Genomic DNA, 23733 nt, shown 5'->3' on the forward strand with positions numbered 1-23733 from the left:
TATTTTGTATGGTGTTGGTTATAGCGCGATATTTCTGATGCCATAAGCACGTTCGCATGGAATATTTAACGATGAACAATGTTCAAGCAGTTGATTAGACTGCACAATTTGTTCAGAGTCATCGCTATAATCAACCCCCATAAAGTAGCCATACCAAGGCTCTAGTCCTAGCGCATAAATGAGCACTTGTTTGGCATTAAATATCTTGATCATGTTTGATGCTTTGTCGAAATCAGACCCGTTTAGTCGTCTTGAGTCTTTAATGTTTTTGCTGACAGGATCGGTTGTTAATGCACCATAAAGCCAAGTATAAGGCGCGCCAACACACTCCATACCTATCGCTAAAATATCCAATTCGCCCGTTATTTTAGCGATGTGTTGGTACATTTTTGGTTCAACATTGGCAGAGTCTGCACCGAAGTACATGCGCTTTCCGGCTAATTCGATAAACCAAGCTGTTTTACTGCGAATATTTAAGTCACCATGCTCTCCTAAGAATGGGATGCTCATTAACTTACCTTCAGGTAAACCAATTACTTCCATATCTTCGAGTTCCATAACTTTAAAACCAATTTGCTGCAAAATAAGTTTTAGTGATGGATCGCACAAGCTACCACCATTATTTTTGGGTACTAAGACGGTGTCTACTTTGTGGCGGATTTGCAGAAGCGATTCAATGTTAACGTGGTCAGAATGATTATGAGTTAAGCATAAGTAATCGATTTTAGGCGGAAGCTGACTAAAGCTAATGACATCATGCTTTATTTTGTTCGTGCGGTATGCAATTACCGGATCGATAACGACGGCAACCTCTTTATTGTGCACCATAAAGCCAGCATGACCGATATAACTGGCTTCACTACCTTGTTCTGGCGCTTGATAGGTTAAGCTAGGTGGTTCGGTGGTAAACAGCTCCATGTAATCCAATCCACCTTGAGTGTCGCCCGCTTGAAACACTTGGTCTATTTGCGCTTTGCTAATGGGAAGCTCACGCGCTTTAAAAATAATGTCCCAAAGAGGAGAAGCAAAGGGTAAACGCAGTTGAATGTTGTTTTGATCAGCTAAACGTGGAGTACTGAGTACAAAAGGACGATTCGCATCATCATCTAGAATACCAAAAGAAACTGACTGTAATTCTCTTTTATAATATTCGCTGTCGTATAACAGCCCTTCAATTAAGCGGTATGAAGGGTTGTGATATAAGTCCATAAACAATTCCACATAACCTTTTAAGTGCTCTGGCACCTGATCATATAAAGGTTCTATGGTTTCACCTGACTTATGCGATTTAATCAAATCATCCAGCGCTGAAACTGAATCTGCCAGCTCTTTAAAAATGGCACCTTCGTTTTCAAATTTTTCAATTAAGCGTTTAACGTCTTCCACTTGCTCGGCACTGCAATCAACAAACTCGCCGCCACCAGCCATTTCTGGATTTTGGTTCGCAATAATATGCAATTCGTAATTATTAACGAATGACTTCATTAACCTAAGATGGGTTTTCACCATGTACATGGAATAAGGAATAGGGGAAATAAGGTTAGGCCATGCATACCAGTTGTTCACTAATGGTTCTACAAATACGTTTTCTTTTAAGAAAAATTGTTGGTTAGTCATCTGTACTTCCTTTTTAATTCTTGTTGTTATCACAGATTTTTATAATATGAGGCATCATTTCAGCAATGGCTTGCTGATCCATAAATACATCATGCGGATAAGGCACGCTAACAGTGTGCAGCTGCTGCCCAAATACCGCGGTCCATTGTTCTACGTTTTGCTGATAATGCAGATTACTGTCACTAATAAAATAGTGACACCGCTCAACATCAAGTTGCTCGGTAAATTGCATCATGTCGGCTGCCAACAGATCATTACTAAATGCTAACGCCAATAGTGCATCGGCTTTTCTGATACGACCTTGTGTTCTGCTGACCACAAATTCAGCGAATTGCTCAAGCTGAGATGGGTAATCTAATGCTTGCCATGCTTGAGGCACTTCCGCCGTGTCATCTATCAGGGACTTGCTATAGAGAAAGCGCGTTAAACGGCTAAAGCTCGTTTCATTTGGCACTTTATCTGGATCTTCAAAATATGCATCAAACAGTGCCACATATTTAATTATTTTTCCTTCTTTTTTTAACAATTTAGTCATGATTGCGGCGAGTTGCCCACCACCTGAATACCCTGCCAACATAATGGTGTCGCCCGACCAATACTGACACAGAGCTTTACAATACAGCTGTGCTAACTCCACTAAGTTATCGTGATTAAACTTCATACCGAACATAAAGGGAGCTTGAATACCATAAACACCGCAATATGGTGCTAGCTGGGTTGCAATATTTCGATATCCTTCAACACCACCACCAAATGGATGCACAATAAATAGCGGCGTTTCACCATCATGGTTGTTGAGCTTAACAATGCATTCTTTAATTTGCTGGCTATTTGCGGCCGCTTGCTCAGCGTCATTGGCTAGTTGCTCTAATAAACTTGCTTGTGCCGCAATCGTTTGGTGTTCCATTAACTGCTTTAGTGATAATGCTAAGCCTGCATCAGTTAATTCGTATTTTAATTCCAGCATGTTGATGGAATTACCACCTACTTTGAAAAAAGGCTGATCGACAGCGAGCGCTTGGGTATTCAGCACTCTGCTCCACACCTTACACACTGCCTGTTCCATGTCTGATTTTGGTTTAGTCGCTATCGGTTTGCTTGGAACTGTATACAGTGCGGTGAGCGCGTTGGTATCAAGCTTTCCATTCACTGTTAGTGGAAATTGCTCAACAGCAAGCACAGAGTCTGGCGTCATATAGTTCGGCAATTCCCCGCTTACAGCGCGAGCTATTTCATCTATTTGACTGTGTAATTCATTAGATTCAAGTAATACGTAACAAACAAGGACTTTATTATTCTTTTCACCTAGTGCTAGCACCTTTGCTTTCTTCACTAATGCATGTTGTTCAAAACCGTGCTCAATTTCAGACAATTCAATTCTAAATCCGCGCACTTTAACTTGGTGATCGACACGCCCAATAAACTCTATCTGCCCTTCACTATTAAACCTAACCATATCACCGGTTCGGTAAAGCGTGTCAGCGCTAATACGAGGCAAGCGAACAAAACTCTTCTGGGTTAATTCGGGTTGATTCAAATAGCCTTTAACAACCCCTTTACCACCTATATATAACTCTCCTATTGCACCAATCGGCTGCGGTTGCTGCTGGCTATCTAATATATGCACACTGGTTTCGTTTAGCACATGGCCGATGGGTACCTGTCTATTCTCAGCTAAACCTGCTGTAACAGGGTAAATCGTTGCAAATGTGGTGCATTCTGTTGGGCCATAGATATTCGACAAACACGCCTTTGGCAAAGTGGCGAGTACTCGTTCGGCAGCAGACTTATTGAAAACATCTCCGCCCGTTAATATTAACCGCAACGAGCTTGCAGATTGGCACTGACGACTCCATTGATCGAATAACCCCGCAGTAAAAAACACAGTATCCACTTGCTGTTCGTCAAATAGTTGATTCACAACATCTAAGTCCATTTGTTGTTGCGGATAAATAGCTAACTTACTGCCATGCAAAAGGCTCGTCCATATTTCGAATGACGCTGCATCAAACGAAATCGAGGCTAATTGTGCAAACACATTGCTTTCATCAATCGCTACCGGGTATTCAAAATAGCTAAGTCTTAAAATACCTTGATGAGTCACCAAGGTTCCTTTGGGGTTTCCTGTAGTGCCTGAAGTATAAAAAATGCATGCAATTGCGTTTGGAGAATCAATCACCGGAGCGTTTTCGGATAGTGACGACGAATGGTGTTGCCAAGTGGCAGCGTGATCTAATGCAACCGCCCGCTGCTGTAGGGCTTCCGGTAACGCCAATTGTTCAATTAAATCGGCATGTCCTAATACAACGTTAATCTCGCTATCTTCCAGCATATATGTGGTACGTCTTTGTGGATAACTCACATCTAACGGCACATACGCACCACCCACTTTCAATATCGCCAGCATACTGACGACCATTTCGATTGAGCGGTGGCAGCATAATCCAATATTTTGCTTTGGCTGTACTCCCATCGCTAATAAGTGGTTCGCTAATTGGTTACTTTGTTCGAATAACGCTTGGTAGGTTATGGTACGGTCGCCGTGCACCGCAGCAATATTATTAGGGAAAAGTGCAGCAGCCGTATCAAAGGCCGAGCTAATATTATTGGGCAATGGTGTCGGTGATGGCTTACCTTGTGACAACTGCGCTAATCGCACTTCACCTAACTCTGGCTGAGCGGGAACGATATTTAACTGCCCTAGCGCTTTATTGGGTTGCAAGATAATGTCTTCAAGTAACGCCTCGAAGCTATGTGCCATACTCGTAATCGTTTGCTCGTCAAACAAGGCTGATGCATACGTCCAGCTTAGATTTAGCCCTTGCTCAGATGTTGCCACGCTTAATTCTAAATCAAACTTTGCAGTTACTGTGTCATTCTTAATGCCAGATACCGTTAAATTTGGCAGCGACAAATCCGCTTTACCAAAGTTCTGTAAACTAAACATTATTTGAAAAAGTGGGGTATGACTTAAGCTTCGGGTGGGTTGCAGTTCATCCACTAGCAACTCAAATGGCACAGCTTGATGATTAAATACATCCAATGTATTACTGGCTGATTGTGTCAGGTAATCATTAAATGACACCGTTAAATCGAGCTTATTTCTAAGCACTAAACTATTAACGAAAAATCCAATTAACGCTTCCACTTGCTTGTGCTGACGTCCCGCACTCGGAGTACCCATAACGACGTCGTTGCTGTTACTCCAGCGCCCTATCAACAATGCAAAGGCGCTTTGCAGTAACATAAATAAAGTCACATTATGTTGTTTCGCCAATTGCTGTAACTGCTGTTGTAATGCAACCGACAAACGATGTTGATATAGCTTGCCTGCAAACGATTGATTAGCAGGGCGAATATAATCAAGCGGGATTTGGTGTATTTCCGGCATATCGGCCAGTGTGGTTTGCCAATAACTTAGGTGTGCAGCTAATTTTTCGCCACTTAGCTCGCTACGCTGCCACATGGCAAAATCTGCATATTGCAATGGCAGCGCCGTAAGGCTAGGCAGCTGCTGCAACACAGCGCTGCTATATAAGGCACTAAACTCCTTTACTAATATGCCTAAAGACCAACCATCTGAAGCAATATGATGCATGGTAAATAGCAATACGTGTTCATGTTCGGCCGCTTTAATAACACTTACTCGCAACATCAAATCGTTAGTGAGATCAAACGGCTTCGCGACTTCTTCGCTAACCAATTCTTCAATACGTTGCTGACGCGATTCATCAGCATAAGACGCAATATCAATCCAAGTAATCTCTACTGGCTTCGCTGCTGCAATACACTGCCTACCTTCGCCATTATGCTCTGCATAGTAGGTACGCAGGATCTCATGGCGTTCAACAATCACGTTTAACGCTTGTTGTAACGCACCAATATCAAGATCACCCGTTAATTTTAATGCGGTTGGCAAATTATATTGGCTACCATTTTTTTCTAACGAGTCAATAAACCACAAGCGCTGCTGCGAAAACGATAAAGGCAACGCGCTGTGACGATCAAATTTGGGCACAATCATTGTATTATCAGTGATTGCATTACTTGTTGTTTTCGCGGCATCCAATAAGGCAATTAACTGAGCTTTATTCGCTTTTATTTGGGTTGCAATCTCAGGGGTAATTGCCCCCGGCGCTGCGCGCGTTTTCAGTTTGCCTTCATCAAGAAAGCACTCGATACCTTGTCGACTTAAGGAAACCAAAAGATGCTTCGTATCCATCATTACCACTCCATTTCCGCAGTCTCTTCATCCGTTTGCTGGACTGTTGCTGCGGTACTTAATTTTAAATAATCAATATGCATTGCTTGGTCGACCATTGTTTGGTGAGTGAATATATCTTTAATCGAAAATTCCACGTTAAACTGAAAGCTAATTTCAGTTAGCAAACGAGTTGCCAATAAAGAGTCTCCACCCACATCAAAAAATTTGACTTGAGTGCTGTATTGCTCAGTACCTTGCTTACTTAAAAGACGCTGCCATATATCCGCTAGCTGGCGCTCAGTTTCATTTGCCGGCGCAATATACGCTTGCTGTGTTTGTAGTTTTGGCGCTGGTAACCCACGTTTATTGACCTTGCCATTTGGCGTGAGTGGAATGGCGTCAATCTGCATAATCACAGTGGGTAGCATATACTCTGGTAACTCTTTGCTTAATGCTGCAAGTATGTCTTGCTCAAGATATTCACCGTCTGCTTTAGCAGGTATTACATACCCAATCAGTGCTTGCTGGCCATTAAGCGTTTGTACCGCAACCACAACATCCTCAACCATTGGTAACGTGCGCATTTTCGCTTCAATTTCACCTAGCTCAATGCGGTATCCACGTATTTTTACTTGGTCATCCATTCGCCCTAGATAAATAAGCTGTTGTGCTTCATCTTGCTTCACCAAATCGCCAGTACGGTAAATAGTTATTGTTTGCTGCTTACCATCATCGTGGCGGATATGAAGTGTTGTGAATTTCTCAGCAGTTAACTCGCTACGGCCTAAGTATCCTTGCGCTAATGCGTGTCCAGACAACACTAATTCTCCGGGCACGCCTGGCATCACTGGACTCAATTGACTGTCTACAATGGTAAAGCCGTATCCTGATAACGCCTGACCTAAATGTACGGCATCCGATTGAGTCACCTCAGCCATGTGTGACCAAATCGTCGCTTCGGTTGGACCAAAACAGTTCACTAATCCTTGCTCACATTTAGCCAACAGCTGAGAGGCCAGTTCTGAAGACAATGCCTCACCACCGGTTAACCCCAGCAGCCCGGTTTTACCCTGCCAACCCGCAGCTAATAATAACTTCCAGCCTGATGGCGTTGCTTGTAATACATTAATGGGCTGATTATCTAAGTATTGCGCAATCAGTCGCCCATCTTTTTCAGACATACTTGGCAAAATATGCACTGTGCCGCCACTGCATAACGGTGCCACTAGCTCTAATAACGAGATATCAAAAATTGTCGTGGTTAATGCTAACCACTGGGTATTCGTGTTCAGCTGCAATCGGTGAATGGCAGCATCTAAAAATTGATTAAATGCTTTTCTTGAAATCATTACGCCTTTAGGACGCCCTGTCGAACCTGAGGTATAGATAATATAAGCTAAGCTTTCTTCATCTACTGGCTCAGCTAGCAGCTCAGCATGCTCAACATTGCTGGCTTGGCTAATTGACTGTTGTAGCATCAATGGCGTAATTAGCGTGCAGTTAGACTCGTGATTTGCAGTTACCTCATCATTGCCAATTAAATACGCTGCTTGACTGTCTTCTAGCATCATAACTAATCGATCAGCGGGATGATTTGGGTCCATTGGCAAGTAAACTGCACCTATGCGGTATAGCGCCAGCATCACCGTAACGTAGTCAATAGAACGAGGAAGACACACCGCCACAATCTGTTTTGCTTTAACCCCAAGGTGTAATAACCCACGAGCTGTTTGCTCAACCTGCTCATGCAGTTGCGCATACGTAACTTGATGATTGTTATTACTCATGTGCGCTGTACCGTTTGCCATCAATGCTATTGACTGAGAATGGCGTTGAGCTTGCTGCTGAATCACCCTGAGTAAGTCAAAGTGGCTTGGCTCGGCAAAAGAGAGTTGCTTGGTAATTAATGCTTGATCTGAATGAGACAGTAAAGCAGCAAAATTAACGTTGGTTGTCGCGTCCGTCACTTTAGCTTCAACCATCTGCGTCAATATGGCACAGAAACAGTCGCCAATCCGTGTCAGCATGCTAGTTGGAAATACAGCTTGCTCACCTGACAACTTTATCTGATACGCTAAGTGCTCAGCATTACCACTTTTAGCAACTTCAGTGGCCCATAAGTAGTTATTTTGCTCAAAGCTTTCCTCTACTTTGGCATTATTTCCTATCGACTTGCCTTCATACACATGAAAATTGGTGTAATTGAACATAGAAGCCGAAAAGTCGAGCTGAGTATCGGCTTGAATTTCAGCAACGGGGAAGTAGCGATGTGTATGTGCTTGTTGAATATTTTGCTCTACCACTGTGAATAATGTCTGCCAGGTAATGGCTTCAAGTGACATCGACAATGGCAAAGTATTTAAAAATAATCCTAACGTTAATTCACTGCCTGCTAATTCTGGCCGGCCATTAGTTACATAACTAGTGAGCACATTTTGATTGCCTGCCATCACTGCCATCAATACCGTATGAGCTGCTAAAAACACCGACTTTTCTTGTATATTTAACTGCGCTGCTAATGCATTTATACGATTAGCCAGTTGATCCGTAATTTCAATATTATGGTGGTGTGTCGTCGTCAGCGGATATGCCGACCACCAAGGCGATACCGCATTTTCTAAATGGGCTTGCCAGTAATTACGCGTCTCTTGGTTATGTAATGCCGCTTGCTCTGCTCCCACATAATAACGATAAGGTAACGGCGCTTCAGTAGGCTCAGCCGCAACAACATACGCTGGAGTACGTTCAGCGACTTGTGCTACTAAGCAATTGCGGTATTCGCTAAATAATGCACTGTTAAAGCTAGCAATACTCCAGCCATCCCACATCGCATGATGAAAGTCTAATACATATTGGAAACTCGTATCAGACAACTTTACTAGCGTAATTTGCCAATAACGCGCTGTCATCTCAACAGGGGTTGAGCGTACTTCTAACAACAGTTCACTAATTAAAGATTGCTGTTGTGCAGCGCTATGTGTTGAAAAATCTAATATGCGCAACGGCAATTCAATGTCTTGATGAATGAGCTGTAATGGACGTTTTCCATGTAACATTAACGAGGCACGCAGTATTTCATGTTGCTGTACCAACGATGCCAGCGCGGCTGTAAATGCATGCTGTTCCAACTCAGTTTGAATTTTAGCGTTAAATACATCGTGATATACGCCTGCATCCTGATGTAATTGGCCGTAAAAGAACATGCCTTGCTGCAAATACGTCAATGGATACGCATCAACTAACGTTGATTTTTTTGACTGCTCATCCACCGCAGCCATTTCCTCATCACTTAATAATTCAAACGGCGCGTACTCAGTAATATGTTCACTACTATTGCTGTTACTGCTGATAAGCTCTGCCAATTTCGCAATCGTATTCGCATTAAAAATATCTTTAACGCTAATATCAAATCCCGCTTTTTTCATTGCAGTGACTACTGCAATGGCTTTAATTGAATCTCCACCAATTTTAAAGAAACCATCGTGTATACCCACGTTGTGATCTGGGCTTGTTGTGTGCAATATGTCTTGCCAGATTGCACAAATTTGTTTCTCAAGCGATGTCACTGGGGCAACATATGTTGTTTGCGTTACTTGCTCTGTTTGTGGGTGAGGTAACTGTTTACGGTCTAATTTTCCATTTGCTGATAATGGCATTTCATCAAGTAGCATAAACACCGACGGCACCATATAACTCGGTAGTTGCTTCGCTAAGCTAGCGGACAACGCATTACTCAGCGCCGCTTCATCTGCCTGCTGTCCATGACTGCTAATATAAGCCACCAACTGCTGCCCATCAGCGCCAGTAGCATTGGCCTGATTTGCTACTGCGACTACCGCCACTTCTTTAATTTCGGCATGAGCCAAAATAGCCGACTCAATTTCCGTTAACTCAACACGCAAGCCATTTAATTTCACTTGATGATCGTTACGGCCTAAATACTCAATATTGCCGCATGGTAACCATTTCACCATATCACCGGTTTTATACACCCGTTGCTGTATATCGCCCTGTTGCCAAATAACAAACTTTTCGGCGGTCAGCGCAGGCTGATTGCGATACTCTCTCGCTAACCCGATACCTGCTATATGTAGCTCGCCCGCAACGCCAACAGGCACTTGATGCATGTTGTCATCTAAAATATACAACTGAATATTATGGATCGGTTTACCAATTGGGATACAACCCAAGGCGTTGTCTGCCTGACTTTGCCAAAAGCTCACATCAATCGCAGCTTCTGTTGGGCCATATAAATTGTGTAATTGCGCAGAGTGTTGTTGATGAAATTGTAAGCATACTTCTGTTGGCAGCGCTTCACCGCTACAAAATACCTGTTTAATAGATGAGCATTGTTGCAAACAGTCACTTTGCAGCATTAGGTTTAACATCGACGGTACAAAGTGCAATGTTGTCACTTGCGTTTGCTGAATTAATGACGCTAAATACAGCGGATCTTTATGCCCGTCAGGTTTCGCCACCACTAAGCTAGCGCCTACCGTGAATGGCCAGATAAACTCCCATACTGATACATCAAAACTAAATGGTGTTTTCTGTAGTACTACGTCATCCTTAGCAAGTTGATACTCATGCTGCATCCATTGAATACGGTTGTTCAAGGCTAGATGCTCAATAACCACGCCTTTCGGTCGGCCTGTAGTGCCTGATGTATAAATCATGTACGCCGCATGATTATCTGCAATCTCTACCGCCAAGTTATTATCGTCACACGACGCCCACACACTTGCGTTGCTTAATGATGATTTTGCTAATGAGTTAGCAGACGCAACTGCATTAATCACCGCTGCCGTTTGGTCTTGATACAACAGATAATTCATTTGCGAGTCATTCACTATCATATCTATGCGCGACGCTGGCAACTCAGGATCCAGTGGCAAGTATGCTGCTCCCGCTTTCAATACTGCATAAATCGCCACTACCATTTCAACACAGCGGTAACTACAAATAGCAACGGTAGATTCAGGGCCAATACCTTGCTGCGTTAAATAATGTGCTAATTTATTCGCTCGGCGATTTAATTGCTGGTAGGTAAGCGTTTGCTCAGCAAAACGTAATGCTATCGCATCGGGTGTTGCCGTTACTTGTTGTTCAAACTGCTCATGGACTTTTAGCGTTGTGCTAAGTGCTACTTCTGTATTATTCCACTGTGCAATATGTGTTTTATCTTGCATCGGTAGAACATCAAAACAGCCAATACTGTCATGGTGCTTTATAACGATTTGATTAAGTAATAAAGCAAAGCTTTCTGATAAACGATGAATTGTACTTTCTGAAAACAATGCAGTGGCATAGTTCCAAGTCAGCTTTAATTGTCCATCTACTACCCCTGCTGACAGCTCCAAATCAACTTTTGCTTGGTGGGCTGACGCCATCAAACTTTCAACATTTAATCCCGGAAGCAATAATGTATTTTGCTCTAAGTTCTGCATGCTAAACATAATTTGGAATAACGGCATATGATTCACTGCACGCTCAGGTTGCAACATATCTACCAGCATTTCAAATGGCACATCTTGATGTGAAAACACATTAAGCAATGATGATTTTTGTTGCGCGAGTAACTGCGTAAAAGTAAGTTTTGCATCAACCTGTGTACGCAACACCAAAGTGTTGACAAATAAACCAACCAAATTCTCTAATTCTGGCCTGTCGCGCCCTGCTATTGGGCTACCCATCACAACATCATTGCTATCACTCCAACGTGCCACCAATACGGAAAACGCAGTTTGTAATAACATAAACAAGGTAACATCGTGATCTAACGCAAAAGTTTCTAACTCGGCTAACAACGAGGCATCGAGTGTTTGGTGTATTAATGCCCCTTTATAATCTAATTGGGCAGGACGAGAGAAATCGAGAGGCAGTGTTTGGATCGGCGGTAAATCAGCTAAATAATCTTGCCAAAACGTTAGCTTATCAGCCAATTCCGCTTCGCTGATATGTTGACGCTGCCACGCCGCAAAATCAGCATACTGAACCGATAATTCAGGTAGTTGAACGGATTGACCGCGCAAATGCTGTTGGTAGCAATGGCAAAACTCTTTAATAATCAATCCAACTGACCAGCCATCTGATGCAATATGGTGAGTGTTTAATACAATAACATGCTGTTGATCGGCTTCTTTAATTAGCGTCATTCGCAGCATTAAATCATTCGCTAAATCAAAACTGGTTTTATACTCATCATTAACTATTGCCAGTACTTGTTGGTCAACATTGCCTTGGTGACTTAAATCAATTTGCTTAATATTGACTGAACGAGCAGGCAAAATGCGCTGCACGCCCGTACCGTCCTGATTAAAGTAACAGGTACGTAATATCTGATGCCGTGCTACTAGTGTATCTAAAGCAAATTGTAAGGCAGCAAAATCCAGCTTACCTGTCAGCTTTAATGCCGTTGGCATATTATATTGCTGGCTTGCACCTTCTAGTGCATCAATAAACCATAAACGTTGTTGGCTGTACGACAATGCAACGGGCTGTGTTTTGTCGCAACTTGGGATCTTCTTATATTCATCTTGCTGCTGGGCTTCAATAAACAGGGCAAATGCGTTAATTGAGCTATGCAAGAATAAGTCGCGCACATTAACGACAACCCCTAATTGCTGAGTCACCGCGCTGGTCACACGTACAGCCAGTAATGAATGCCCACCCAACTCGAAGAAACTTTGGTTAACACAAGCTACCTTGGTCTCTAATACGGTTGACCAAATATCACATAATGTATGCTCTAATTCAGTAGTTGGCGCTTGTACTGTTGCAAGCGAACTAAAATCACATGCGGGCAGTTTGTTCGTATCAATTTTACCGTTAGCGGTATAAGAAAAAGTATCAACCCAAATAAACCTTGCTGGCGTCATATAATCGGGCAATTCGTCCGCCAACTTTTCGCGCAACATAACATTTAGCTTTTCTTGCTCAGCGCTGGATTGCTCACTTCCCGTACCAAGCAGATAGGCCACGAGTACCTGTTGCTCTGCTGCATCTGTAGAGCGATGGCGCACTTGAACAATACATTCATCAATAACCATTGCGTGCTCAGATTCATTCGCATAGGTCAGCTCAACCCTTAATATTGCACCACGAATTTCTTCTGGCTCTACCCTAAATCCACGAATTTGAACTTGCTGATCCACACGGCCACAATAAGCTAATTCGCCATCCACAGTATAGCGAACCAAGTCTCCGGTTTTGTACATACGATACGGTGACACTTCGTGATGAGTAACAAAACGTTCAGCGGTCATCTCTGGTTGGTTTAAGTATTCCAGAGCCAAACAATCGCCAGCAATATATAACTCACCAATCACCCCATGTGGCACGGGTTGCTGCCATTGATCAAGCACATGTAAAGTACGCGATCCCACCACACTACCAATGGTAATCGGTTGGTAATGATCAAAATGCTTTAAGGTGGCGGTAACCACAGCTTCAGTAGGGCCATAAGCATTTATTAAGTGGCACTTGTCAAAAAGAGACCATTGTTGCCATTTTTCTAAAATAGCTGGACTAAACGCTTCCCCACCTAACACCACTAAGCGAATGGCGCTGCTTTGCCAAAAGGGTTGCGATAATGTTTGCTGTTTCAGCAAATCGACCAAGTATGCTGGTGGCAGGTCAGTCACTGTTACGGCAAACTGAGTACATTGGCGATAAAACTCAGCCGCTGACGGTAAGCCACCATCGCGAACCGACACACACGCTCCTTTATGCCACGCAGAAAAAATTAAGTCTAAGGCAGCATCCACACTAATTGTGGCAAACGGCAACACTACATCTTGTTCAGTTAAGTCAAAATGTGCTGACACCGCATGGATATGCGACACAATGGCCTGATGCTGAACCACAACACCTTTTGGCTTGCCTGTCGTGCCTGACGTATAAATAAGATAGGCCGCATCTGCTGCTGACTGAACAACTGATGGATTGGCTAAACGCTCATCCCAACTAGTAGCGTCATCTAGCATAATAACATTCAGTGGCGTTCGCTCACCGCAAGCTGATGATAACCCTATTTCTGTCGCTAAAGAGGTTTCAGAAATAACCCAGCGCGTACCACTGTCATGAATCATGTGCTCAATCCGTGTGGCAGGATATTCTGGGTCAATCGGCATATAAGCCGCACCAGCCTTTAAAATAGCCAACATTGCTATTAATTGCTGCGTACCACGAGTAGTACAAAGGGCAACAAATTCGCCGTTGTTAACGCCTTGCTTAATAAGGTGATGCGCCAACTGATTGGCACGTTGGTTTAACATGCGGTAAGTCAGTGCGGTATGCTGATCTTTAACCGCAATATGCTCTGGCGCATCCATTTCTCGTCGCTCAACCCAGTCTTGAATTAACTGCTGGTTGGCTTCAGCGCTGTTGCTAGAAATCGTTTTAACAGTCTTTGCATTATCTACCGCATGTTGCTCTGGATTAATAGGTAGGTGCGCTAAGGGCAATTTAGAGTGATTGGCAATCGCATTAAGCAGCAACGCAAAGCCTTCCGCCATTCTTTCAATAGTCACGTCTGTAAATAGTGAAGTGGCATAAATCCATGAAAAATGTAGCCCTTGTTCAGTTGTCGCTGCGGAAAGATCTAAATCAAACTTTGCGGTGATCTTTTCAGCTGCCACACTTTCAATTTGTAAATCAGGCAAACTAATCGGCTTGTTATCCAAGTTTTGTAAGCTAAACATGATTTGAAATAGTGGGCTATAACTTAAACTGCGCGAAGGATGCAACTCATCCACTAGCGATTCGAACGGTACTTGCTGATAGTTAAATGCTTGAAGCAATGATTGGCGATTGTTCGATAAAAACGTTGTAAAGTCGACGCTGTAATCTATCTCTGTTCGTAAGACTAAACTGTTTACAAATAAGCCGACCAAATTCTCTAAACTTTTATGATTACGGCCTGCAACAGGGGTGCCCATTACAATATCGTTACTATTACTCCAGCGTGCGAGGAGTAAAGCAAACGCACTTTGCAATAACATAAACAACGTAGCGTTGTGTTCACTAGCCAGTTTTTCTAATTTATTTAGCACGTCCAGTGAAATGGTTTGTTGATGCACAGCGCCATCAAAACATTGATTTGCAGGACGCGCTTGATCAAGCGGTAAATTATGTGTTTCTGGCATGCCGTGTAATTGCTGGCTCCAAAAATCAATATATTCAGCTAGCGTGTCGCCAGCCAATGTTTCTTGTTGCCATGCAGCATAGTCAACATATTGAATTGGCATTGCTGACAGCTGAGTGGCAATATCAGCCTTCGCCTCACTGCTTTTGCTACCTTCAATAAACTGCTGATAAAACTGGCTAAACTCTTTTACAATAACCCCTATCGACCAGCCGTCTGCAGCTATATGGTGCACGGTGAAAAGTAAAATATGCTCATTATCTGCTTTTCGAATTAACGTTGCTCTTAGCATTACGTCTGTTTTCAAATCAAATGATCGCGCCACTTCATCAGCCAACAACGACTTAATTTGCTGATCGGCTTGCTGTTCTGACAATTGCGAGGCATCAATGTCAATAATATCTACCGGCTGCGCCTGTTGCACCGTTTGATAACCTACGCCATTGTTATTACCGTAACACGTTCGCAATATTTCGTGTCGCGCAACAATGCAATTAATCGCATGCTGCAATCCTGCCACGTTTAGACGGCCCGTTAGCTTAATTGCAATCGGAATATTGTACTGAGCACTGCCGTCTTCTAACGTGTCAATAAACCATAAACGTTGCTGCGCAAAAGACAATGGCATGTGCGCTGCTCTGGTGACTGCACTTGGTCCATCATCACTGTGATTACCACGTAAAAATGCAATCAACTCGGCTTTGTGCGCAATAACATCTTGCTTAAACTCACCTGCCAGTGCTCCCGCTGGCGCTTTAAATGCCAGCTGGTTGTCATCTTTCAAATAAAACGATACTTGGCGTTTTTTGGCTTCACGAAGGATTGCTAACAACATTACAGTACCCCTTCTTCCATCTCTGAATTGGTAGCAGCATCCTCGTCAATACTGATGGCTAAACTTTCGATAAGTAGCGCCATTTCAGCAATAGTTGCTGCTTCAAATAATTGTTTTAGGTCAAGTTGAACATCAAACGCTTGATTAACCTCATATAAGATTTTTGACAGCTGAAGTGAGTTGCCACCAAGTTCGAAGAAATTAGAACAAACACCAACGGAGTCCATGCTCAAGCAGTTGCGCCAGATGTCTGCAATTTGCAGCTCTATTTCACTCGACGGCGCAACGTAGTTAGCTTCTAATGTCATTTGAGGCTCTGGCAATGCCCTTACATCAATTTTTCCATTTGGTGTTAATGGCATTTGTTCCATATATTCAAACACCGTTGGCACCATATATTCAGGTAAACGCTCCGTTAAAAACAGCTTCATTTCTACCATTGAAAGTGGCATTTTTGACTCAGTAGAGTAGTGACAAACCAAACGTTTATCTGCACCTTCACCTTGCACAGATACATGCGCCTCTCTTACATCAACATGATGTTGGATCTTCGCTTTAATTTCGCCTAGTTCAATGCGGAAGCCACGAATTTTAACTTGTTTATCAATACGACAAATAAAGTCTAAATCACCATTCGGTAATCGCCTTACCAAATCACCCGTACGATACAGGACTGGCGCATGCGGATGGCCAAATGGGTTATCAATAAACTGAGTAGCGGTTAATGCTGGCTGATTAATATAACCACGAGATACGCCGACTCCACCAATATATAGCTCACCAGCCACAAGATTCGGCACTTCACGCTGTTGGCTGTCTAAAACATACAAATACGTATTTGCGTTAGCTTGCCCTATTGTGACTGGCTGTTCTGGATTTAATACCGCCGTTGTCGCAGCAATGGTGATTTCAGTTGGGCCATACACATTAAAGAACTTACATTGATGCGCCCACTTGCTCACAAGCGCTTCAGATACCGCTTCCGCTCCAGTAATCAATACTTTTAAGCTGCTAAGCTGGCACTGATGCATCATTTCTAAGCGTGCAACAGGCAGCGCTAAGTGTGTGATTTGTTGATCTTCAATATAGGTTTCTAATGCCGAATGTGGTTCCACAATGTGCAATGCACCACCACCACATAGTGTTTTAAACATGTGCGCCGTACCCGCGTCAAAGCCCATAGAAGTACAATGCAATAACTTACTTTGCGGGGTGATTTCAAAGCGCTTCACATCGTTACACACCAAGTTCACCAATCCTTGATGTTCAACCATGACGCCTTTTGGTAGCCCTGTTGAGCCCGAAGTAAAAATGATATACGCCAAGTTATTGACCATAACCGCTGTTGCTACATTGCTATCATCATAATGGGCGTACATGTGACGAGAGATAGTATGCATCGGACGCGTTTTGGACACTTGCTCGGTTAATGCCTGTTCTGGCGCAAATGCAGATATCACTAAACGACTGTCACTTTCAGCTAGGATATGTTCGATACGCGCTACTGGGTTGCTCATATCAATTGGTACGTAAGCCGCTCCTGCTTTTAAAATAGCTAATAACGCAATAAAGCTGTCAGCACTGCGATCCAGTAATAACGCGACTTTTGTTTCAGGCTGGACGCCCTGTTCAATGAGCCATCTTGCTAATTGGTTAGCGTAACGATTTAATTGGTCGTAGCTTATCTCTTCATGACCATGCACCAATGCCGTATGCTGTGAATACTGCACAACCGTTTGTTCAAACAGTTGGTGCAGGCATAAATTATCTGGATAAGGCGTTATCTGACTGCGGGCTTGAGCTAAGTTAGCCTGCTCTGCCGCAGACATTACATTGATATTAGGTAACGACGTTTCCGCAGCGAGCCCTCGTAATATTTGCTTAAAGTGCTCAATTACACGCTGCGCTCCATCCTCTGCCAACACCGCACTGTCGTAGTACAATTTAAGTGATAGTTGTTCACGTAACGATGCGCTCATTGCCATAGCATAGGCCGCGCCTTCATATGATTCATATTTTTCAATAGTAAATGGCGTTGCATTGCGCTCAGCTTGTTCATTAGCCGCCGTATCTAACGGATAATTTTCAAAGATAAGCATGCTGCTAAATAATGACTGCCCTTGTGTGACTGCACTTTGTTGCTGAATATCCGTTAAGGGTAAAAAGCCATACGCATTACACGCTTGAAATGCGGTATGAAGCGTTTGCAACATTTCACCCACATTATGCTGCCCCTTAAAGTCCACTTTAACCGGCACAGTATTGATAAATAAGCCCACCATTTCTTCAATACCATCGACTTCCGGTGGACGACCTGACACTGGCGTACCAAATACCACCGTATCATCATCAGAGTAACGGTGTAATAAATAGCCCCATGCAAGCTGTAACACGGTATTGACTGTGGTGCTGTATTGGCTGGCTAATGTTTTCAATGCTGCGGTTTGTTCAGCACTGAATTGGAACGCTGCCATTTTTTGCTCACTCGCTTTCGCAGCGCCTGGCTTTAAAATAGATAAGTCGGTTGCTTGTTCAACACCGTCTAAATATTCTCCCCAAAACTGTTGCGCAGCATTTGGGTTTTGCTGATGTAACCATTCAATATAGTGTTGATAAACCGGTACTGATGCTGATGTTAGAGGCTGACCCGCAAGCAAGGTTTGATAAGCGGTGATCACATGTTGATAAACAATCGGTGAGCACCAACCATCAAGTAATGCGTGATGATGACTCCATAATAGTTGATAACAATCATCTTCCAACCAGAACACACTGATGCGTTGTAATGGTGCGGTTAAGAAGTCAAAGCCTTTACGTCGGTCTGACTGTTGATATTCCGTTACATGACGCTGCTGTTGCGCCTGTGATAAATGGCGTAAGTCTTCTTCGTACCAATCCATTTCAGCATGTTCAACCACAAGTTGGTGAATATCGTCACCTTGACCCACAAAGGCTGTGCGGAAGATATCAAACTGCGCCACCACATGCTGCCACGCTTGTCTAAATAGCGACAAGTCTACACGGCCACGTAATGTTGGCATAGCTTGCGAGACGTATGCACTGCTGTCCAACAAACTATGATAAAGCATCCCTTTTTGCATTGGAGTTGCTGGATATAACTTGCTAATTTGATGATCTGATTGCCACAAATTTAAGGTTTCTTGCGATACCTTCGCTAATGGAAAATCACTCGGCGTGTAAATAGTGCGAATAGCGTCCTGCGCAGCTGTTTGAGCACAATGCTCAATCACAGCGCTAATGCCTTGCTGAATGTGTTCAGCCAGCGCTTCCATGGTAGATAATTGATATTCTTCCGTGCTGAAATCTAAATTAAAGTGCAGCGTGTTATTAACGATTTTACCGTTTAAGCCGAGATGGTAGTTACGTAGCGAATCGCGGCTAATATTATCGCCCGCGAATTCTTGCGCTGGTTTAAATTCAGAATCATTATTAACGCTTTGATCAAACTGACCTAAATAGTTAAACGCAATACTATTGCTGTGCGACTGTTCGGTGGTAGTTAACTCATTACTTAGGTAACGTAACAGGCCAAAACTCAGTCCGTTGTCTGGTACATTTCGGCAGTGTTCTTTACACGCAATAATGATCTCACCTACATCATTATCAGCAACTGACAGGTACATAGGGTAAGTGGTCGTGAACCACCCAACCGTTTCCGTCACATCTAGCTCTGAGGCGATGTCTTCACGGCCATGCCCTTCTTGCTCAATGTTAAAGCTCGAATTGCCACTCCAGCGTTGTAGTCCAATCAACACGCCTGCAAGCAGTAATTCATTAACCTTGGTCGAATATAAACTCTGACATTGTGTCAATAATCTGGTCGTTTGCGCGTTAGTAAAGGTCACTGGTACGGTTTGACTACTGCGGCGATACGCTTTGTCGGCCGTAAAATCTTTAGGTAACGACTCAGCTTGCTGCATTTGCTGCTGCCAATAATCCTGCGTTGCTTTAATTTCTTCTGACTGAGCCAGCTGATTGAGTTGTTCACCCCAAGTTTGGTAAGAGGTGGTTTTTGCCGCCAGCTGTACCGCTTCATGATCCATAATTTGCTGGTATGCGCGTTCAATATCACTCAATAAAATACGCCACGATACACCATCAACCACTAAGTGATGGGCTAATAGCAACACACGACGTTGTGTTTCGCTATGCATCAACACTATTTTAAATAAAGGTCCAGTCGTTAATGAAAAACTAGTTTGAACATCATTACAAATTGTCGCCACTTGTTCAGCGAAGTTTTCGTCTGACAGCTGATGCTCAATGAAACTTTGTGCAATAAGTTGATCGGTTAATTCCTGATAATTCAGCGACGGCATCGCTGTGTGATTATTCTGGGCATTATCATTGAAGTTTAATATTAACCGTAAAACATCATGGCGCTGATAAATTGCCGTTAATATTTGCAAACTGTTTGCTTGATTTAATTTTTCAGGAGCAATAAGCAATACACTCTGGTTGAAGTGTGCATGATTGGTTTCTGCTAACTGTAAAAATTGATGTTGAATAGGTAATAACGTTTGTTCACCAACTACGGCTTGTTGCTCTGTCATTTCTGATGCAACTTGCTCAGCATGAGGCGCTAGCTCTGCAATGGTTTGATGCTCAAACAATAAACGCGTGGTTATCGCAATACCTTGCTGTTTAGCACGAGCAACAACCTGAATAGAGATAATCGAGTCACCACCTAACGCAAAAAAGTTATCACTAACTCCAACCCTTTCCACTTGCAATAACGATTGCCAAATATCACATAAGTGGCGCTCTACGTCATTGCTGGGAGCAATATAGTCTGCCGCAATGTTGGCACTCATATCTATTTCTGGAAGGGATTTCTTATCAACTTTACCATTCACCGTTAATGGAAATTCAGGCAAAATCATCATTGCACTAGGGATCATATAATCTGGTAGCGTGTTTTCTGCTTGCGCTCGCCAGCGGTTCAACGTGGCTACCATATCTGCTTCAGCCACTGGCTCGTTTGCCACAAAATAGGCTGCTAATGATTCTGATACGTCATTTTTAACAGCCAGCACAGCGACTTCTTTAACGCCATCCAGTGCGCCTAGCGCAGCTTCCACTTCACCAAGCTCAATTCTAAAACCACGGATCTTCACTTGGTCATCAATGCGACCAACAAACTCACAACTACCGTCATCACACCATTTCACTAAATCGCCAGTGCGATAAAAACGAATGGCGCTAGCGCTACCATGAACACCGTGTTGATTCACTTCTAATGAGACAAATTTTTCAGCCGTTAAATCAGGTTGATTTAGATAACCACGAGCAAGACCCACGCCCGCAATCAATAACTCACCAACGCTACCTGCTTGTAAAGGCTGATTGTGCGTGTCTACCACCCAATAGCCAAGATTAGGCAATGCACCGCCAATATTGCTGATTACACTATTCGGCGTAATAACCGCAGCACTTGATGCAACGGTCGTTTCCGTTGGGCCGTACGCGTTGATAATTTTACAACCACGCTGATGCCACGGTGATAGTAGTGCACTAGCAACTTGGCTACCACCCAGAATTAACGTCGTTAGCGTTGGAAATGCTGTAGCAGGCAATTGTGATAGCATGGCCGCAGGAAGCTGTAGATGAGTCGCGTTGGTACGTGTTGCAATGGCCGCGAATGTGTCGGTTTGCAGTCGTTGTTGCTCGCTTAAGATTGTAAGCTGTGCGCCACAAGTTAATGCTGACGCCCAGTCTGATGTAGCCACGTCAAAACTAAAAGATACGAATTGCAAAAGATTGCTCTTTGCAGAAATGTCATACGCGTGCTGTTGCGCGAATGCATTATTGACCAACGAACGGTGCTCAATCATGACACCTTTTGGCGTACCCGTTGAACCAGACGTATAAATAACATAAGCAAGGTGATTTGGTGCAACTGGCAACATTGGATTAGTTATAGGCTGCGCCTTAAACAGCATGTCGCGCCAATTTTTATCCACGAGCACGGTGGTTTCTATATCTGCGTCAATGGCACTCATTAAAGTCTGCTGCGTAACTAATGTTGTTACCTGAGCATCTTCAACCATAAAGGCTAAACGTTCGGCAGGAATACTCGGATCTAATGGAAGGTAAGCCGCGCCCGCTTTTAACACGCCTAACACGGCAATAATCATTTCCATTGAGCGTTCTACGCAAATGCCTACGATGTTTTCGCTACCCACTCCCTTGCTCAGTAAATAATGAGCAAGTTTATTCGCTTCTTGATTAAGCTCATCATAGCTTAGCGTGTGTTCCTCTTCGTCTGCTTCCATATATAAAGCGGTGGCGTTTGGTGTAGCAACCGCTTGCTGTTCAAACAAATGATGAATTGGCTGGTCTACATTATGAGTTAGTGCCTTGTTAAGGGTAAGCGTTGCCGAATCGGCCAGGTTTATTGTTGCTAGCTTTTGTTGAGGCTGCGCGACAACCTGCGTAAGTAAGGTGGTAAAACTTGTCCCAAGTTGTTTAATTGTATCTGAATTAAAAATTTGATCGTAATACAGCCACTCACAAACAATCTCACCATCCATTTCTGTTGCAAATAAGCTAAGGTCAAATAGTGTTTTTGATTGGCTAACAGGCACGTAGTCGATCGCCAAATTATCCAGTTTTAGCTCACTTCGTTCATTATTTTGCATAGTAAAACTTAGCTGGAAAATTGGTGAATAGGCTAAGCTTCGTGAGTTTTCCAGCTCTTTTACTAACAATGAAAACGGCATGTCCTGATATTCAAACACTTCTGTTGAATACTGCTTGCAGCGCATTAACATGGACTGAAAGTCATCATCTTCAAAAATTTGATTGCGATAAGCTAATGCGTTAGCAAAAAAGCCAATCAATGACTCTGTTGATTGGTGTGTCCGCCCTGCAACTGGGCTCCCGATCACCACATCATTATCACCACTGTACTTTGCAATTAGCAATGCGTACGCACATTGCAGTACCATAAACAACGTACAGCCGTTCGCCTCCGCCAATTTGTTCAATTGCTGCGTTAAACTTGCATCTAATCGGGTTGAAATACGGCTACCTGTGTAAGTTTGCTGGGCAGGGCGTAGGTTATCTAACGGTAGGTTATGTAGCTTGGGAATGTTGTTAAGTTTATTTTTCCAAAAATCTAGCGCACGTTCTAGGTTATCGCCACTGAGTTTGTCGCGTTGCCAATGTGCAAAATCAACATAACGCAATTGATTATCTGGCAATGGTGAAGGTTGTTGCTGAAGATGAGCAGTGTATAACGCAACAAACTCTTTAACTAATATACCAATTGACCACCCATCTGATGCGATGTGGTGAAGTGTAAATAGCAAAATGTGCTGATCCTGAGTGAGCTTTAATAATGTCACTCTCAGCATCAAATCATGCTCTAAATTAAACGGTTGCTCCGCTTCACGTTTTGACAAAGCATTCACTTTTTGTGTTTGCTCAATATCGCTGTAGTGCGATAAATCAATGATGTTAATGGGTACATCGCTACGTTGCGCCAGCTTTAAACCACATTCACCATTGTTATCAAAAAACTGTGTGCGCAATACTTCATGACGCGTAATAATTTGATCAAATGCATACTGAAACGCAGCAATATTTAGCTCACCACTTAGCTTAAGAGCTGTGGAAATATTGTATTGTGCGCTGCCTTCGCCAATTTGGTTAGTTAACCACAAGCGCTCTTGGTTAAATGATAGCTGTAACTCGCTGTAATCATCACTTTGGCGTTGAATGTTTGACACTTTTTCCGTAGACACTGTTTTCAAGTAATCAATTAAGTCTTGTTTGTGTTGCTTAATTAAACTGATCAGTTCTGCTGGTAATTTATTGGAACTTGAACGTGTTTTTAATTTCCCGTCTTCCAAGTAAGGATAAACTTGATGCTCGCTCATTATTGTTATTAGTTTATGCATATTCATC

4 protein-coding genes are annotated in these 23733 nt (G+C 43.1%); all 4 read right to left on the minus strand.

Going from position 1 to position 23733, the window contains the following annotated elements; translation table 11 throughout:
• Positions 1-18 precede the first annotated feature (18 nt).
• The 4 genes from HUU81_RS16435 to HUU81_RS16450 are packed head-to-tail and all read right to left on the minus strand — an operon-like array spanning position 19 to position 23732.
• Entirely contained in the window at positions 19-1617 is a 1599-nt protein-coding gene (locus HUU81_RS16435; protein ID WP_199609979.1) for an MBL fold metallo-hydrolase, read from the minus strand.
• A 13-nt stretch (positions 1618-1630) separates the two neighbouring features.
• A complete protein-coding gene (locus tag HUU81_RS16440; RefSeq protein ID WP_199609980.1) occupies positions 1631-5842 on the minus strand; it encodes a non-ribosomal peptide synthetase in 4212 nt (1403 codons plus the stop codon).
• Complete coding sequence (locus HUU81_RS16445) at positions 5842-15801, minus strand: non-ribosomal peptide synthetase (RefSeq protein ID WP_199609981.1); 9960 nt, start codon at positions 15799-15801, stop codon at positions 5842-5844. The genes HUU81_RS16440 and HUU81_RS16445 overlap by 1 nt, the downstream gene beginning before the upstream one ends.
• The gene (locus tag HUU81_RS16450) at positions 15801-23732 is read right to left on the minus strand and encodes a non-ribosomal peptide synthetase (protein WP_199609982.1); all 7932 of its coding nucleotides are present in this window, start codon (positions 23730-23732) and stop codon (positions 15801-15803) included. The genes HUU81_RS16445 and HUU81_RS16450 overlap by 1 nt, the downstream gene beginning before the upstream one ends.
• Position 23733 lies beyond the last annotated feature (1 nt).

It is taken from the genome of Flocculibacter collagenilyticus (genome assembly GCF_016469335.1).
Taxonomy (GTDB): domain Bacteria; phylum Pseudomonadota; class Gammaproteobacteria; order Enterobacterales; family Alteromonadaceae; genus Flocculibacter; species Flocculibacter collagenilyticus.